This window comes from Vibrio zhanjiangensis (assembly GCF_030161235.1).
GTDB lineage: Bacteria > Pseudomonadota > Gammaproteobacteria > Enterobacterales > Vibrionaceae > Vibrio > Vibrio zhanjiangensis.
On record NZ_BSPW01000028.1, the window covers coordinates 20,576 to 38,202 of the forward strand.

Genomic DNA, 17,627 nt, shown 5'->3' on the forward strand with positions numbered 1-17,627 from the left:
ATAGCAAACGAAACAGTTCCTCGAGCGAGTGAGCACTGGTCATCAGGAGAAACGCAATGGCATTATGGGGCGGAAGATTTACCCAAGCAGCAGATACAAGATTCAAAGAATTTAACGATTCATTGCGCTTCGATTACCGACTGGCAGAGCAAGACATTGTTGGGTCGATCGCTTGGTCTAAGGCATTGCTGTCTGTTGGTGTTCTGAGTGAAACAGAGCAGCAGAAACTTGAGTTAGCATTGAATGAGCTTAAATTGGCAGTAATGGAAGATCCACACCAGATCTTGCACTCTGACGCAGAAGATATCCACTCTTGGGTTGAACAACAGCTGATAAGCAAAGTGGGAGACTTAGGGAAAAAACTGCATACAGGCCGTTCTCGTAATGACCAAGTTGCCACAGATCTTAAGCTGTGGTGTCGCCAACAAGGTCAACAACTCCTTCTGGCTCTTGATCGTCTTCAATCCCAAATGGTTTCGATAGCAAAAGTGCACCAAGAAACGGTATTGCCTGGCTATACGCATTTACAGCGAGCTCAGCCTGTAACCTTTGCCCATTGGTGTTTGGCCTACGTCGAAATGTTTGAACGTGATTACTCGCGCCTGCAAGATGCGATTAAACGCCTCGACACCTGCCCGCTGGGTTCTGGAGCTTTGGCTGGTACCGCTTATCCGATTGATCGTGAGAAGCTTGCCCACAACTTAGGTTTTCAACGTGCAACACGAAACTCGTTGGATTCAGTCTCTGATCGTGACCATGTGATGGAACTGATGTCAGTGGCTTCTATCTCTATGTTGCACTTATCGCGCTTAGCAGAAGATATGATCTTCTATAACTCTGGTGAGTCCAATTTTATTGAGCTTGCGGACACCGTGACTTCAGGGTCATCTCTGATGCCGCAAAAGAAAAACCCAGATGCATTAGAGCTAATACGTGGCAAAACTGGCCGTGTTTACGGCTCACTTGCTGGCATGATGATGACTGTAAAAGCGCTGCCGCTGGCCTATAACAAGGACATGCAAGAAGACAAGGAAGGCTTGTTTGATGCATTAGATACTTGGCATGATTGTATGGAAATGGCTGCTTTGTGTTTTGATGGTATTAAAGTGAATCAACAACGGACGCTAGAAGCGGCTAAACAAGGCTATGCGAATGCCACTGAGCTGGCCGATTATCTGGTGGCGAAAGGTATCCCGTTTCGTGAAGCTCACCATATTGTTGGAGTGGCCGTGGTCGGTGCGATTGCGAAAGGCTGTGCGCTTGAAGAATTATCCCTAGATGAACTGAAAGAATTTTCGCCAGTTATCGAACACGATGTATACCAGATTTTGACTATTGAGTCGTGCTTAGAAAAGCGAAGTGCATTGGGCGGCGTATCGCCAAAGCAGGTTGCGCATGCCGTTGAACAAGCTGAAGGACGTTTGATTGCTCGTGATGCTTATGCGGTCAATGTTCGTCCTGCGCGGTTGACAGATATAGAGTCTTTGGAAGGTATGGTGGCATACTGGGCAAGTATGGGCGAAAATCTCCCACGTTCTCGCAGTGAGTTGGTTCGTGACATAGGTTCGTTTGCAGTGGCGGAGCACCATGGTGAAGTAACAGGTTGCGCCTCGCTTTATGTTTATGATTCAGGGTTGGCTGAAATACGCTCATTAGGTGTTGAAGCGGGATGGCAAGGGCAGGGACAAGGCAGTGCAATTGTGCATTACTTGGTTGAAAAAGCTCGTCAAATGGCAATCAAGAAAGTGTTTGTACTGACCCGAACGCCAGAGTTTTTCATGAAACTGAAGTTTTTACCCACCTCTAAATCTTTGTTACCAGAAAAAGTACTGAAAGATTGTGAGCAGTGCCCTCGTCAGCATGCTTGTGATGAAGTTGCACTGGAAATTAATTTGGTTGAAAAGTCGATAGCACGAGCTAACGTTGCATAATCACATACGTCTTTTTAAAAAGATCAAAAAAGATCGCATTTTTTTGGAACCATATTGAAAAAGCGGGGTCTATTAATATACCACTGCTTTTTCTTAGAATTTTCTAAGAGAGCCCCAAGACCAAAATTGGTTTTGGGGCTTTTTTTCGCCTTTGATTCTGGAATTGAAGCTACGATTTGATCTTTTTTCGTCGCCAAGGAAAAACGACAAAGCGCATCCAGAGATGAAGAAAGAGCAAGGCATGAAAGCCAAATCCTGCTACGAGTATTGTGACAGACTCGATCGATTTAGGATTGCTCGCACCTGCATACCACCAAGCTAGCCAGCTAAAGATGGATAAGCAAATCAGCTGTTTCATACAGCGCTGGCATCGGCCGACCTTTTTCCAAAACCAATGTTCGTTGCAGTACTGACATGGCATATAATTGATTGCTAATGGGTCAAATGGAAAGTATGACTCAATCTTAGCGAAAACTCATCGATGAACACAGTCAGTCTGAGATAAATTTAAAGCGAGCCATTTGGCTCGCTTTGATGTGATTTGACAGCAGATAGATTAGCAACCGGGACCACAGTCAAGGCAGTGCTTGATCATTTCTGGACCCAAGTGCAGTTTCGCATTGAGATCACGTAGCGCTGTCCTAACGCCTTCTTCTATCACTGGGTGGTAGAAAGGCATGTCCAACATGTCAGATATTGTCATCTTGTTTTGATGTGCCCATGCGAGTAGGTGGGCTAAGTGCTCAACATTAGGCCCCATCATTTCTGCACCCAGAAATCGACCAGTTCCTTGCTCTCCGTAGACATGCAGCAAGCCTTTATTTCGCAGCATGACTCGCGAGCGGCCCTGATTTTCAAAAGACACCTCACCGATGGCAAAACAGCCACAGTTGCCTAGCCGATTTTCAAGCTGTTTGAAGCTTTCTCCGACCATGGCAATTTGAGGGTCTGAGAATACTGCTGAAATGGAAGAGCGGCGAAGTCCTGCGCGAATATCTGGGTAGCGTCCAGCATTATCACCTGCGATACGTCCTTGATCGGCCGCTTCATGTAGCAAAGGGATTTGGTTACTTGCATCACCCGCAATGAATATATTCTCAACAGATGTTTGTAAAGTGTAGTGATCTGCTGTAGGTACGCCTCGCTCATCCAACTGAACTGCAGTGTTTTCTAGCCCCAGTTTATCGACATTTGGGCGACGACCGGTTGCGGCAAGAACGTAATCAACAATGAAGGTTTCTAGCTCACCATCATGGTTGATAAATTGTATTTCAACTTGATCCGAGCCTGAGCCATCCTTAGATTCAATGCGCTTCATTTGTTCTACTTTAACGTCCGCATCGAGATAAAATTCTTGTTTAAATGCTTTGTCTGCATAGCTCATTATTTGTGGGTCAGTCAGTGGGCCAACTTGACCACCAAGACCAAATAGCTTGATTTCAACACCTAAGCGATGCAAGGCTTGACCCAGCTCCAATCCAATAACACCAGGTCCAAACACAGCCACTGATTTTGGCAGATCATCCCATTCAAAGACATCATCGTTTATCACTAAGCGGTCGCCTAATTCATTCCAAACACCAGGGTAGGTAGGGCGTGATCCAGTGGCAATCACAATACGTTTCGCAGTGATTTTGGTATGGTCATCGACTTGAAGTGTGTGGTTATCAACAAACTGAGCGTATCCACTGATTTTATCTTCGGCAGGTATTTCGTCGACACCCTCAATCACAAAACCAACGAAGCGATCACGCTCTCGCTTGACGCGATCCATCACTTCACGGCCGTTTATTTCAATATCACCTTGCGGATAAATACCAAATTGTGGCGCTTTTTCAATGTGGTGAACACTTTCAGCTGCTGCGATAAGTAGCTTTGATGGCATGCATCCAACACGCGCACAAGTTGTGCCATACGGACCACCTTCAATCATCACCACACTTGATGTATGCGCCTTCGCAGCACGGTAGGCTCCAAGACCTGCAGTACCCCCACCAATCACCGCCACGTCAACATTAAGCTGTTTCATTTCCTATTCCTGTTCAGTAAATCACCGAAGCGAAAGATTGCTTCGGTGATGAGATTGAGCATCGCGCTTTCACGAAAATCTGGAGCGGCGATATTTGCAGTCAAATCTTGAGAGATAAAATTAGCCTAAGTAAGATTCAAGCTCTTCACTACCGCCAATGTGTTTACCACCAATGAAAATCTGTGGCACTGTTGAGCGACCTGAGATAGCACGTAAGCTGACGGTTGTTGCATCTTTGCCCAAGATGACTTCTTCATACTGAAGATTATGATCGATCAAATTCTGTTTGGCTTTGGCGCAGAACGGGCAGCCTGGCTTGCTAAATACCGTAATTGATTCTTGGACTTTATGCTCAGGGGCAATGTAGCTAAGCATGGTATCTGCGTCAGAAACTTTGAATGGGTCGCCAGGTTCATTCGGCTCGATAAACATCTTCTCTACCACGCCATCTTTGACCAGCATACTGTAGCGCCATGAACGTTTGCCAAAACCAATGTCGTTTTTGTCGACCAACATGCCCATGCCGTCGGTAAACTCACCATTACCATCCGGTAAAAAGGTGACATTGTCGGCTTCTTGATCGGATTTCCAAGCGTTCATAACGAAGGTGTCATTGACAGAAACACATAAGATTTCATCTACACCGTGCTCTTTGAATACAGGGAATAGTTCATTGTAGCGTGGCAAATGACTAGATGAACAAGTTGGAGTGAAAGCACCAGGTAAGCTAAAAACAATGACCGTTTTGTTTTTAAAAATATCGTTGCTAGTGACGTTTACCCATGCATCTCCTTGACGAGTTGCAAATGTAACTTGTGGTACTTGGTGGCCTTCTTTCGATGTAAACATTATGGATTCCTTTGATAAGAATAAAAATTGTATCAGCACTTAAAGTGTTTGATGTTGATGACGCTATTATTTGAAATTTGCTTTGATAGCTCCAATCGTTAGATGCTATGGTATCGATAGGTTTTTTCTATTTTTGGATAGGTAACTAAAAATGAATATCCGCGACTTTGAGTATTTGGTGGCATTGGCAGAACACAATCACTTTCGTAAGGCCGCAGAAGCATGCTTTGTTAGCCAGCCAACCTTGAGTGGACAAATTCGCAAGCTAGAGGATGAGTTAGGTACGGCTTTGCTGGAGCGAAGTAGCCGCAGAGTGTTATTTACTGATGCTGGTCTCCAATTGGTTGGACAAGCAAAAAGGATTTTGTCTGAGGTAAAAACGTTTCGTGATATGGCGAGTGGTCAGGGCAAGGCAATGAGTGGGCCTATGCACATAGGGTTTATTCCAACGGTGGGACCTTACTTACTGCCTAAAATTGTGCCGGTATTAAAAGAGCAATTCCCTGAACTTGAGCTTTTTCTTCATGAAGCACAAACCAATCAGTTAGTAAGGCAATTAGAAGATGGCAAATTGGATTGTTTGGTATTGGCTTCTGTTGCGGAAACCGCACCGTTTAAAGAAATAGAGGTCTATGAAGAGCCGTTAAGCGTTGCTGTTCCTTGTGATCATGAATGGGCAAAGCTAGACGAAATAGATATGCTAGAGCTCAATGGTAAAACGGTGCTTGCCTTAGGTGATGGGCATTGTTTGAGAGACCAAGCGTTAGGCTTTTGCTTTGCCGCAGGGGCAAAAGATGATGAACGCTTCAAAGCAACCAGTCTTGAAACATTACGTAACATGGTTGCAGCAGGCGCTGGGATTACTTTGCTACCAGAGCTGTCTTTACCTAAAGAAAAGTATAAAGATGGGGTTTGCTACGTTAAAGCGACCAATCCGGTGCCTTCCCGCAGTATCGTCGTCGCATATCGTCCGGGTTCCCCTCTGCGAGCCCGTTTTGAACAACTGGCAGAAGCGATAAAGCGGCAACTGGAAAAGCAATAGATTGACCTGTTTGGCTGAGTGTACATCTATTGTGTTAGTTACTACAGCCTCTCACGAGAGTAGAACATCGGAGAGGCTGAAGCTTAAAACAGTTCTTCGTTTTCTGTTGACGTGTAAATACTATCGGTGACTTCTTCACTGACAAAGTCAGTTGGCTCTGTACCTTCAAGGAAGTATTCAAACATTGAACTTGAATCAAATTTATTCGTCAGTAGACCTGAGTCACGATCGATGCGCACGCGAACAATGTTGGTAGGAATGTCCTTGTCTTGTTCTGGAACATCAGCAAGCGCGACTTTCATAAAGTTAACCCAAGCAGGTTGAGCCGTTCTCGCTCCTGCTTCTACCCCAGAGTTTTGATCTTGACCTAGGTTGCTGTTTGGTACGGTACGGCCCAAATCACGAGTGTGATCATCAAAGCCAACCCATGAGATGGCGACCATCCCCGGACCATAGCCGTTATACCAGGTGTCTTTGGAGTCATTCGTTGTACCAGTTTTGCCACCAATATCGCGACGTTTAAGTGCCTGTGCTCGCCAGCCCGTGCCATTCCAGCCCGTTCCTTCACTCCAGTTACCTCCACCCCAAATATTACTGTACATCATTTCACGTACTAAGAACGCGGTTTGCTCAGTGATAACTTGCGGAGCGTATTGAGCGGTCTGCTGTATTTCATCTGGCTCAATATCTTGTTCCAAAAATTCATTTTCTAGTAGACCTGAATCTGTTGGCATGCAGGATTCTCGGCAGATAGTTTTAGGTTTTGCCTCAAATTCCATATCACCAAACGGCCCTTCAACTTTACTGATATAGTATGGCTCTACATAGTATCCACCATTGGCAAACACAGAGTAGCCTTGTGCCATTTTCATGGGTGTTAAGCTACCTGCTCCTAGAGCGATAGTTTCAGAGCGTGGTAATTGATCAAGTTCGAATCCAAACCGAGTTAAATACTCTCGAGTTTCATCTAGGCCCACTTCTCGCAGTACTCTTACTGCCATAACGTTTTTAGACTGAGCAAGCCCGATTCTTAAGCGAGTAGGGCCAATATAGGTTGGCGGAGAGTTTTTGGGTCTCCAAGCGGTACCTTGGCTTTGGTCCCATTGATTGATAGGCGCATCGTTAACTAAGGTTGCTAATGTTAATCCCTTATCGATAGCTGCCGAATAGATAAAAGGTTTAATGCTTGAACCTACTTGCCTGACCGATTGTGTCGCACGATTAAATTTATTGTGTACAAAGTTAAACCCGCCAACAAGAGATAGGACGGCACCGTTTTCTGGATTCATTGCGACAAATGCTGTGTTGGCGTTGGGTACTTGACTCAATTGCCAGTCGCTCGTTTGCGTTTGGCTTTCTGATTGGGTGTTTATTTTTCGAACCCAAATTTGCTCTCCGGCTGTGAGGACTTCTGTAGCAGAGTTTGGTGCTGGACCTTGACGTTCATCGGTCAAAAACTTACGAGCCCACTTGATGCCATCCCAGTTGAGCGTTTGAGCTCCTTGATTTTTAACCCAAACCTTGGCTTGCTGAGCGGTAACACTTGTCACAACCGCTGGAGTAAGTTCACCATAAGTTGGGACTTTGTCCAATACGTCATCCATTTGTTGAGTGTCGAGAGCTGGTTGATCTTTTTTCCAAAGGATGGTCTCTGCACCTCGATAGCCATGCCTTTCATCATAGGCAAGCAAGTTGTTGATAGCGGCATCGTTTGCAGCTGACTGCAACTTAGAGTCAACCGTAGTATATACATTCATGCCTGAGGTATAAGCATCCTCTCCATATCGAGCAACCATCCAAGCTCGAGCGAGTTCGGCAACATAAGGTGCGCTGAGCTCTATCTCTGCACCATGATAGCGTGAAATAAGCACCTCGTTTCGAGCTTGTTCGTATTCAGCTTGAGTAATGTATTCTTCATTTAGCATGCGCTGGAGCACGACATTCCTGCGGTTTGTTGCGCGCTCTAGTGAGTATATTGGGTTCATAGTTGAAGGTGCTTTGGGCATACCCGCGAGAGTGGCGACTTCACTTAAGGTGAGATCTTTAAGATCTTTGCCAAAGTATGTTTGCGCTGCGGCACCAAATCCGTAAGAACGATAGCCTAAGAAAATTTTATTGACATACAGTTCCATGATTTCTTGCTTGCTCAGTAACTGCTCGATGTGAATGGCAATAAAAATCTCTTTTATCTTGCGCATGATCTTCTTCTCATTCGAAAGAAAGAAGTTACGAGCGAGCTGCTGAGTGATAGTACTTGCCCCTTGCTTGGCTGACCCTGAAACGGCAACCACAAGTGCTGCGCGAGTAATACCGATAGGGTCTATTCCCGGATGCTCATAGAATCGGCTGTCTTCTGTCGCTATTAGAGCCTCGATAAGATGAGGGGGGATTTCATCATAGGTTACTGGAATACGACGTTTTTCACCGAATTGAGAGATAAGCTTGCCGTCTTGACTGAATATCTGCATCGGTGTTTGCAGTTTGACGTCTTTTAAGGTTGCTACATCAGGTAGCTCAGGCTTGACGTAAAGGTAGAAACCAAAAATGGTGCCTATCCCAAGCAGTGTGCAAACCAATACGAAAACAAACAATCGCTTTATGAACTTCACCGGAGAATCCCTGATTAATTACGCTTACGTTATGCAAACCCTGACAGTTTAAGCTAAAAACGTAGCTCATATGTATTTATGTTCCCACTAAATCAAAGAGTTAAATTCGTGGGCCACGTTAACCTGTCGGAGTTGATTTACATGATTCAATCATTTATCACAGGCATTGATATCAGTCACCAGCATATTCGAGCTGTGGTTATAAAGCCGATAAAAAACACTTGCAAACTTGTTCGTTGTTATCAAATGCCACTGGATAACCACATTCTTACTGATAACGACAGGTTAAATTATCAGAAAATTGTAAAGAAACTTGAAGAACTAAGAAAGGCCTTACCTTTATTTAGTCGCAAAGTGTGTCTGAGTATTCCCGACAATATGCTAATAACTAAGCAATTACAGTTAGATAGCGACTTAAACCAAGAAGAATGTCAATTTGTTATCAAACAGACTCTATCAAAGCATTCTGTAATAGAGATAGACGAACTCTACTTTGATTTTGAGGTTTTGCCTAGTGAAAGCCAAAACCACACTGCTAGTCGCTATCAAGTGTACGCAGCTCGTAAACACGATATTGATGGTTTGATGTCTGCTTGTTCTAGAGCAGGATTGACATCTTTGCTCATTAATCCCTATTCATCCAACCTGATTCAGCTTTTGCGATATGCGCTTCATCACTATCGAGATAAAAATTGGTTACTGATTGGTTTAAATGGGTCTTGTCTTGCTATGTGCTTTGAGTCTAAACAACATGGCAGTGTGTATCATCAAGTAGAAGTAGGCAAAGAAATAAGTGCAATTAGCGATGGACTACGAAGTCTTTTTCTTCATATCCAACTACTCAAGATAACCCCAAAAGGGATATGGCTGACTGGTGAAGCTTCTTTGGACTCCGTTCAAGTGATGAAGTCACTATCAGAAGCGACATTTCCCTGTATTGATTTACCTTTAGTTAAATTAGCTAAGTGCCAAAATCAACTGTCGTTGCCTCGGGAATGCTTCCATGCATTCGGGCTGGCATTAAGTGGAGCCAATTGGTTGGGGTATTTTGATGGGATATAACGTTAATCTTATTCCTTGGAGGCAGAAGCGAACCAGTTATCTAAAACGTAGGCTTATCGTGTGTTTGGCCACAATAACCTTGATAGCTGCCGTGACCACTTTTTACATAACAGACTATCTTGTTTTACAGCTGGAGATACAGCAGGAAAGAGTGGCTCAGATAAACCAGGAAATCGATTTTATTTCTTGTCAAAAACAAAAGGTTAATCATTTGCAACAAAGTGTAGATAGTGTCAAATCCAATATCGTTCACCTAGCTAAGCAGGACGCAAGGCGCTTCAACCCTCTTATTTTAATGTTTCTTATGGCTAAAGAGATGCCTGAGGATGTGTATCTAAATCAAATCAATTTGACGGGCGAACAAGTGGAAGTTCAGGGGGTGGCAGCTACAGTAAGTGGGATTGATGCTCTACTGACGAGATTAAACCATTCGGGTCTTGTTGATGCTGCTTTTATGCGGCAATTAAATACTTATGGTGAAGGTTTACAACGAGACTATCCGTCATTTTCCATTTTGTTTGTGTTGTCGGAAACTCTCTATGAGTGATGTTCAGTCGTTCTTTTCTCTGTCTCAAATAAAGTGTAATCCGATAGTCCAATGCTACTACCTTGGTGGGTATGTGGTGGCCACGGCGACTCTGCTGTTTTCCATTTTTATTTATCCACAACTGACTCGACTGGATTCTCTGCGAGAAAAGGAAACTCAATTAATACAGACACTCAGTCTAGATGGCGATCATCAGTGGTTATTGGCGCAGTTGGCGATTGAACTGGAGGAGTTAAAGCGGGTTGAAAAACAATGGCAGGCGTTAATGGTTGATTCGGAGAGTTTGCCACACGCCATACAAAGTTTAAGTCGTCTTGCGGAGCAACATGAGTTGCGTCTATCGATTCTAGTTCGAGTTGATACTGTGGCTAGTGATGTTGGCTCTCAATCAGCAATTAATCTTGATATTTATGGTGAATATCAAAAAGTAATGGCCTTTTTTGATTCTGTTACCAAGGCGTCCCATTCTATTCATTTTGATGCCGTTAGCTGGAATCGGTCTACAGAGTATGGAAAGTTGCATGTGCAAGGTCATCTTAGCCTTGTGAGCGATCGTTTAGGAAATGATGATGCAGGTTAAAGTAATGGCGTTGATATGTGGCTTTTTGTTTGGATGTAGGGCAAACCAAGGTCCTTTGCCAATAGAGAATAATCGCGGGTCAAGGCCCCACATAGAAATTGAGGCCGACACTGTTGACCTCACTTATCGTTATTCACCATCCGTGTTTGAATCAAAACTTGACTTAAAACGCGATCCTTTTTCTTTTCCGGCGTTGTTTTCTCAGATGCGTTCACCAGAAACCCCTTGTGACTCACTCTCTAATCCTTCTCGTGTTAGCACGATTAATTTTCCGATTGAGAGCTTAAGACTGGCAGGGGTCATTCATCGTCAAACTGACTATGTTGCTTTAATTGAACTTCCTGATGGAAGGGTTAATAAAGGTTTGGTTGGACAAGAAATTGGCCTTGAAAAGGGCAGGATAACCAATATTACACCTGAGGAGCTCAGTATCGGCTTTTGGATAGCCGATGAGCAAGAATGCCGATTGGTGAAAAATACCATATTGGCAATTTCACAATAGGATCAATTTATGCTCGATGATCTCATTAAGAAATGGGTGATATTAATGGTAGGCATAACTTTTTCGGCGCCATTTGTTTACGCCAGTAATAAAGCTTCCTATGAATCCGACATTCAAGAAATCGATTCCAGTGATAAGAAATTGTCACTCAATGTTGACGATATTCCGGTACGTAGCGTATTACAGCAGCTCGCAGACTACAGTGATTTTAATATAGTGGTATCTGATTCTGTCTCTGGGACGCTGACACTAAAAGTCAATGACGTGTTTTGGGCGGAATTGCTCGATATGATTTTAGTCGTCAAAGGACTGCAAAAGCGTCGAATCGGCGATAGCTTATTGGTGTTCAACGAATCTGAATCAAGCATGATAAATAATGCGTTGTCACCTGACACGCAATCGCTTGAATCTACCATTATTGCGATGAAATTTGCTAATGCAACCGACATTGCTGCCATGCTGGGAAGTGAAGCGACCACTTCCATGTTGTCTGCACGTGGTTCGATTTCAGTAGATGCAAGGACGAATGCCCTTTTGATTCGCGACTATGCAGCAAACATTCGGGCCATGAAACCCATCATTTCGGCTTTGGACGTACCCGTAAAACAGGTTCAGATAGAGGCGCGAATCATCAGTCTCAATGAAGGCGATTTACAAGAACTTGGGGTGCGCTGGGGATTGAATGGTCAAAAAGGCCATTACGCGATTGGTGGATCTATTGAAAATAATTTATCAAACATTAGCTTATATTCAGATGGTGAAGACACTCTTGATGGTTTGCTTAATGTCGATCTTGCAGTGACATCCAACACGGCCTCGACAATTGCTTTTCAAGTCGCTAAATTGAGTAGTGGGATTTTGCTTGATCTCGAGCTATCCGCTTTGCAAAGGGAAGCAAGAGCTGAAGTGATCTCTAGCCCGCGTTTGATCACAACCAATAAACAGCCTGCTTATATAGAGCAGGGTACGGAAATTCCGTATTTGGAAGCAGCATCAAGTGGGGCAACCAGCGTTAATTTTAAAAAGGCCGTGCTCAGTCTTAAAGTCACACCTCAAATTACCGCTGACGATCGCTTAATTCTTGATTTGAAAGTGACTCAGGACAGGCCTGGGCAGGTTGTGAAAACTGGCACAGGGGAAGCCGTCGCAATAGATACTCAACGCATTGGTACTCAAGTGCTGGTTAACAATGGTCAAACCATAGTACTGGGAGGAATATATCAACATAGTGTCTCGGATGCGATAGAAAAGGTGCCACTGTTGGGGGATCTTCCACTGCTCGGAGGGATTTTTCGTCGGAGTTATCAACAGATGGGTAAAAGTGAATTGTTTATTTTTGTCACACCAACTCTGATTACTCCATAGAGCAATATTGGGAATGAAGAGTGTCTAAATTGCATGAAATATAACCATGAAAGACAATAGGTTCCCAATGAAATAGAAAAACAGATGAAAATAAATTTGCAATAGTGTCACCTTACCTAGATAATTTCGGGTCTTATCACGAATTATCTGTGAGGAATTGGTGCCACGAGCATATCTTGGACCAGATATATCTGGTTTTCTTGTGGCGATGTCATTGAATTAACGTTGTAAATTACTGCTAAACATGGCTGAAAAACGCAATATTTTTCTTGTTGGCCCTATGGGTGCTGGCAAAAGTACAATTGGTAGACATCTCGCTCAACAGCTTCACATGGAGTTTGTTGATTCGGATACCGTAATTGAAGAACGCACTGGAGCAGATATCGCTTGGGTATTTGACGTTGAAGGCGAAGACGGCTTTCGTGTGCGTGAAGAGAAGGTGATCAACGACCTGACAGAAGAACAAGGCATTGTTTTGGCGACAGGTGGTGGCTCTATCAAAAGTAAAGAAAACCGCAATCGTCTTTCTGCGCGCGGGATTGTTGTTTATTTAGAAACAACAATTGAAAAGCAACTTGCACGCACGAATCGTGACAAAAAACGTCCTCTGTTGCAGACGGACAACCCACGAGACGTGCTTGAGTCGCTGGCGGGTGAACGTAACCCTCTTTATGAGGAAATTGCGGACTACACGGTGCGAACTGACGATCAAAGTGCAAAAGTGGTAGCCAACCAGATTGTAAAAATGCTAGAAGAACGTTAATACGTTAAATATTAGCAACTGGAGAATACCCATGGAAAGGATTACGGTTTGTTTAGGCGAACGTAGCTATCCAATCTCAATTGGTGCCGGATTATTTGATGATCCGGCCCACCTTTCATTTTTATCAGCCAAACAAAAAGTTGTTGTGATTACTAATGTCACGGTTGCGCCCTTGTACGCTGAAAAAATACTCAATCTTCTTGAACACTTAGGTTGCAATGCATCGGTACTGCAACTGCCAGACGGTGAGCAATATAAGTCATTGGACACCTTCAATACGGTCATGAGTTATTTGCTCGAAGGCAATTTTGCCCGCGATGTGGTGGTGATTGCTCTTGGTGGTGGTGTTATCGGTGATTTGGTCGGTTTTTCCGCTGCATGTTACCAACGTGGTGTTGATTTTATCCAGATTCCGACAACTCTTCTGGCTCAAGTCGATTCATCGGTTGGTGGTAAAACGGCAGTCAACCATCCGTTGGGCAAAAATATGATAGGCGCGTTCTATCAGCCCAAGTCGGTCATCATCGACACGGAATGCCTTAAAACCTTGCCTTTAAGAGAATTTTCTGCCGGTATTGCTGAAGTCATCAAATACGGAATTATCTATGACGGAGAATTTTTCGCTTGGCTGGAGGAAAATTTAGACCGTCTATATGCACTAGATGAGCAGGCTTTGACTTACGCCATTTCACGTTGTTGCCAAATCAAAGCAGAGGTGGTGGCCAAAGATGAAAAAGAATCGGGAATTAGAGCTTTATTAAACCTTGGGCATACATTCGGCCACGCGATTGAAGCAGAATTGGGTTATGGTAAGTGGCTGCATGGTGAGGCTGTCTCTTCTGGTACCCTTATGGCGGCTAAAACAGCCGAGCTTCAGGGGCTTATCACCGAGCAGCAAGTAGGTCGAATACTCTCTATACTGAAGAAAGCGCAATTACCTGTGCATACGCCAGAGTCAATGAATTTTGACGACTTCATGAAACATATGATGCGTGACAAAAAAGTACTGTCTGGTGAACTGCGTTTGGTGTTACCTACTGGAATCGGTAGTGCTGAAGTTGTGAAAGGTGTGCCTGAATCGATTATTCGCCAAGCGATCGATTTTTGTCGCAATCTCTGAGTTGTTTGCTTTGGACAGTGGACTGTCATTAGGATGGTTTGAATGAGTTTCACGCATGAATCCCGTGTTTTGGAGTTGGATTCTCAAGTAGAGCTACTTGAGCGCATGCAATTGCTGACTAATTTTGGTTCGAACTTAGTCACGGTTGGTGGCGCTCCGGGAGCGGGAAAATCGTGGTTGGCTCAGCGTTACTTGGAGGCGTGGGCAACGGATAAGAACCAATCTCTGCTTATGTGCCACCCAAATCAGGATGACCAGCAGCGCAGAACTATGATTCTTACGCAGCTTTTTTCCGAGCCTATGTTCGATCCGGTCGATCCTTTGACTGAAAGTTTCTCTCGTCAAATCGGTGAAGAAGGCTGCGATGTGGTCATCGTGATTGATGATGCGCAGCAGTTAAAGGAGTCGTTTGTTTCTGAGTTGTGGATGTTGGTGCTCGAAGCTCAGGAGCATCCGTCTTGGACAGTCAATGTGGTGTTATTTGCTCAATCCAACTCGCTTGATGTTCTGCTAACTCGGTTGAGTTATGGTCAAGAACACAAGCCAATTGATCTAGATATAGATCCTTTGACCCAAGACGAGGCAGACCGATTCTTTGAGCACTTAGTGATTCGTTTTGTCGAAGATGATAGAGAAAAGCGTGTGCGTAACGCATATCGTACCGTCGCCCTTCGGCCGGGTGACATTATGGCTTTAGGGGACCATAAAGTGGAAAAAAGGATTATTATCCGTTCAATCATTGGCTCACCAGTGAATATTGCTTTACTTGTTTTCACTCTTCTTTTGTTTATTGGAGGAGGGTATTGGTGGTTGATGGGGCAGCCTTCCCCAGAAGAGAAGACCCAACAGGCGTTGCAGATGTCTGATGAACTAGTTATTCCAGTTTTGTCATCTGAACCCCAAGTTGATTCTTCTTCTCAAAAGCTTGAGTCACAACAAGAGATGGACACCGCTGGGATGTCGACAGAAGATGATTCGGAGGCTCTGCCACCCAAAGTAACCGAGCAAACGTCAAGTGTAGGAAATACGCAAGATGGCCAGCAGAGAGTTATTATCACCTCAGAAGTGGTTGATGCTCTCATCGAAGGTAAATCTGAACAAGCGAAAACCCCAGTTACAGCGGAAGCCCCAGTTGCAGAGAAAGAGGTGAGTAATCCAGGTATTCGTATTTTGCCCGCTGAACCTGACAAGGTATCAACAACAGATGCGGCAGTATCTGAACCGGTTGAGCCAGCCAAAGCGGTGATATCATTTTCGTTTACTAAAGATGAATTAAAAAACTTTTCATCTCGCAGCTACACGCTACAATTGGCTGCTGTTCAGTCTTTGCAAGAAGTACAGGCATTTTTGGACAAGCATAAACTGGCAGGCAGCGTGTATGTCTATCCAACGATACGTAATGACGCTGAGTGGTATATCATCACCTATCAAAACTACCCGACGATTCAAGTTGCCAGAGATGCGGTGGAATCCTTACCTGCGGAATTGCAGCAATTGGACCCTTGGGCTAAATCACTCAGTCAAGTGCATCGAGAAATCGATCGAGTGAAATAACGCTGAGTCGAGATGGAAAATATGTTACATTTCGCAGCCTTAATTTTGGTTGATTGATTTAGAGCATTAGATGAAAAAGCAACGTGCCTTTCTCAAATGGGCTGGTGGAAAATACGGACTAGTTGAAGATATCCAGCGGTACCTACCAGAAGGGCGCAAGCTTGTGGAGCCATTCGTAGGTGCTGGTTCCGTCTTTCTTAACACGGATTACGAACATTATCTTTTAGCCGATATCAATCCAGATCTGATTAATCTCTACAATTTATTAAAAGAGAAGCCGCAAGAATATATTTCAGAGGCGAGACGTTGGTTTATTGCAGAAAATAATCGTAAAGACGCGTATTTATCGATACGAGCAGAGTTTAACGGTACAGACGATATCATGTATCGCTCACTGGCTTTCCTTTATATGAACCGCTTTGGCTTTAACGGTCTATGTCGTTACAACAAGAAAGGCGGCTTTAATGTTCCTTTTGGTTCGTACAAAAAACCCTATTTTCCTCAAGCTGAGCTAGAGTTTTTCGCAGATAAAGCCAAAAAAGCATCATTCGTTTGTGAAAGCTACCCAGAAACTTTTAGGCGAGCTCGCAAAGGAAGTGTGGTTTATTGTGATCCTCCCTATGCGCCGTTATCGACAACTGCGAATTTTACCTCCTACTCTGGCAATGGGTTTACTTTGGATGATCAAGCTGCCTTAGCCGATGTGGCAGAAAAAGCCGCCAAGGAGCGACATATCCCCGTTTTGATTTCGAATCACGACACCACGCTGACACGTCGTTTATATCACGGTGCAGAGCTTAATGTCGTCAAAGTGAAACGTACCATTAGCCGTAATGGTTCAGGACGCAACAAAGTTGATGAGTTATTGGCTCTGTTTAAACCGAGCGTTAATCGCTAGCGATATTTCTCTTATCTAAGCTATCTTAAACGCTTTTGCTTGGGTAGAATGGGAACCAATCAGTCTTTTGGGCTTGCCCACATTCACATAGAGGTTTGGTATGAAAGATTTCCTTATCGCTCCATCGATATTGTCTGCGGATATGGCGCGTCTTGGTGAGGACGTTGACAAGGTTCTTGCTGCAGGTGCTGATGTGGTTCATTTTGACGTGATGGACAATCATTATGTACCAAACCTAACTTTTGGTGCTCCAATTTGCCAAGCACTGCGCGATTACGGTATCACGGCACCCATTGATGTCCATTTGATGGTGAAACCAGTAGATCGCATCATTCCTGATTTTGCTCAAGCTGGCGCTTCTATGATCACCTTTCATATCGAAGCTTCTGAGCATGTTGATCGTACTTTGCAGCTTATCAAACAACATGGCTGTAAAGCTGGCGTTGTGTTAAATCCTGCCACACCTTTGTCTCATCTAGAGTACATTATGGACAAGCTGGATATGATTTTGCTCATGTCAGTCAATCCAGGATTTGGCGGTCAGTCATTTATTCCCAACACACTCGATAAGCTCAGAGCGGTGCGTAAGTTGATTGATGACTCTGGACATGATATCCGTTTGGAAATTGATGGTGGGGTTAAAGTCGATAATATCAAAGAAATTGCTCAAGCTGGCGCAGATATGTTTGTTGCGGGTTCGGCAATTTTTAACCAACCAGACTATAAACAGGTCATTGACCAAATGCGAGCAGAGTTAGCCAAGGTAAGATAATTCA

16 protein-coding genes are annotated in these 17,627 nt (G+C 44.1%); 12 read left to right on the forward strand and 4 right to left on the reverse strand.

Features of this window, described 5'->3' with window-relative positions:
• Positions 1 to 56: 56 nt before the first annotated feature.
• Positions 57 to 1,931: an argininosuccinate lyase gene (gene argH / locus QQK21_RS08580; protein ID WP_284191785.1), complete on the forward strand. Its 1,875-nt coding sequence runs from the start codon at positions 57 to 59 to the stop codon at positions 1,929 to 1,931.
• Positions 1,932 to 2,100: 169 nt separating this feature from the next.
• Here argH and QQK21_RS08585 read toward each other — a convergent pair whose 3' ends face one another.
• The 3 genes from QQK21_RS08585 to QQK21_RS08595 form a co-directional block, all read right to left on the reverse strand.
• Positions 2,101 to 2,352 (reverse strand): DUF3624 domain-containing protein, encoded by a 252-nt coding sequence (locus QQK21_RS08585; protein ID WP_284191786.1) that lies wholly within the window; start codon positions 2,350 to 2,352, stop codon positions 2,101 to 2,103.
• Positions 2,353 to 2,487: 135 nt separating this feature from the next.
• Positions 2,488 to 3,960, reverse strand: a complete 1,473-nt coding sequence (locus QQK21_RS08590) for a dihydrolipoyl dehydrogenase (protein WP_284191787.1) — start codon at positions 3,958 to 3,960, stop codon at positions 2,488 to 2,490.
• Positions 3,961 to 4,080: 120 nt separating this feature from the next.
• On the reverse strand, positions 4,081 to 4,809 hold the full coding sequence (locus QQK21_RS08595; RefSeq protein WP_284191788.1) for a glutathione peroxidase: 729 nt from the start codon (positions 4,807 to 4,809) through the stop codon (positions 4,081 to 4,083).
• A gap of 151 nt (positions 4,810 to 4,960) precedes the next feature.
• Here QQK21_RS08595 and oxyR point away from each other — a divergent pair, with 151 nt between their 5' ends.
• Positions 4,961 to 5,851 (forward strand): DNA-binding transcriptional regulator OxyR, encoded by an 891-nt coding sequence (gene oxyR / locus QQK21_RS08600; RefSeq protein WP_284191789.1) that lies wholly within the window; start codon positions 4,961 to 4,963, stop codon positions 5,849 to 5,851.
• A gap of 83 nt (positions 5,852 to 5,934) precedes the next feature.
• On the opposite strand, the gene QQK21_RS08605 is transcribed toward oxyR, so the two are convergent.
• Positions 5,935 to 8,460: a penicillin-binding protein 1A gene (locus QQK21_RS08605; protein WP_284191790.1), complete on the reverse strand. Its 2,526-nt coding sequence runs from the start codon at positions 8,458 to 8,460 to the stop codon at positions 5,935 to 5,937.
• 141 nt (positions 8,461 to 8,601) lie between these two features.
• Between QQK21_RS08605 and pilM the strand changes: the two genes are divergently transcribed.
• The 10 genes from pilM to rpe all read left to right on the forward strand — a co-directional run bounded on the left by pilM (position 8,602) and on the right by rpe (position 17,623).
• Complete coding sequence (gene pilM, locus QQK21_RS08610) at positions 8,602 to 9,522, forward strand: type IV pilus biogenesis protein PilM (RefSeq protein ID WP_284191791.1); 921 nt, start codon at positions 8,602 to 8,604, stop codon at positions 9,520 to 9,522.
• Complete coding sequence (locus QQK21_RS08615) at positions 9,512 to 10,069, forward strand: PilN domain-containing protein (RefSeq protein WP_284191792.1); 558 nt, start codon at positions 9,512 to 9,514, stop codon at positions 10,067 to 10,069. The genes pilM and QQK21_RS08615 overlap by 11 nt, the downstream gene beginning before the upstream one ends.
• The gene (locus QQK21_RS08620) at positions 10,062 to 10,649 is read left to right on the forward strand and encodes a type 4a pilus biogenesis protein PilO (protein ID WP_284191793.1); all 588 of its coding nucleotides are present in this window, start codon (positions 10,062 to 10,064) and stop codon (positions 10,647 to 10,649) included. Before QQK21_RS08615 ends, QQK21_RS08620 begins: the two co-directional genes overlap by 8 nt.
• Entirely contained in the window at positions 10,639 to 11,151 is a 513-nt protein-coding gene (locus tag QQK21_RS08625; RefSeq protein ID WP_284191794.1) for a pilus assembly protein PilP, read from the forward strand. The genes QQK21_RS08620 and QQK21_RS08625 overlap by 11 nt, the downstream gene beginning before the upstream one ends.
• A gap of 45 nt (positions 11,152 to 11,196) precedes the next feature.
• A complete protein-coding gene (locus tag QQK21_RS08630) occupies positions 11,197 to 12,516 on the forward strand; it encodes a type IV pilus secretin PilQ (protein WP_284191819.1) in 1,320 nt (439 codons plus the stop codon).
• Positions 12,517 to 12,760: 244 nt separating this feature from the next.
• The gene (gene aroK / locus QQK21_RS08635) at positions 12,761 to 13,279 is read left to right on the forward strand and encodes a shikimate kinase AroK (RefSeq protein ID WP_284191795.1); all 519 of its coding nucleotides are present in this window, start codon (positions 12,761 to 12,763) and stop codon (positions 13,277 to 13,279) included.
• Between the two features lie 31 nt (positions 13,280 to 13,310).
• The gene (gene aroB, locus QQK21_RS08640; protein ID WP_284191796.1) at positions 13,311 to 14,399 is read left to right on the forward strand and encodes a 3-dehydroquinate synthase; all 1,089 of its coding nucleotides are present in this window, start codon (positions 13,311 to 13,313) and stop codon (positions 14,397 to 14,399) included.
• A gap of 42 nt (positions 14,400 to 14,441) precedes the next feature.
• Complete coding sequence (locus QQK21_RS08645; protein ID WP_284191797.1) at positions 14,442 to 15,953, forward strand: SPOR domain-containing protein; 1,512 nt, start codon at positions 14,442 to 14,444, stop codon at positions 15,951 to 15,953.
• Positions 15,954 to 16,023: 70 nt separating this feature from the next.
• Positions 16,024 to 16,851, forward strand: coding sequence for a Dam family site-specific DNA-(adenine-N6)-methyltransferase (locus QQK21_RS08650; protein ID WP_284191798.1), 828 nt, complete (start codon positions 16,024 to 16,026; stop codon positions 16,849 to 16,851).
• A gap of 100 nt (positions 16,852 to 16,951) precedes the next feature.
• On the forward strand, positions 16,952 to 17,623 hold the full coding sequence (gene rpe, locus QQK21_RS08655) for a ribulose-phosphate 3-epimerase (protein ID WP_284191799.1): 672 nt from the start codon (positions 16,952 to 16,954) through the stop codon (positions 17,621 to 17,623).
• Positions 17,624 to 17,627: the final 4 nt, after the last annotated feature.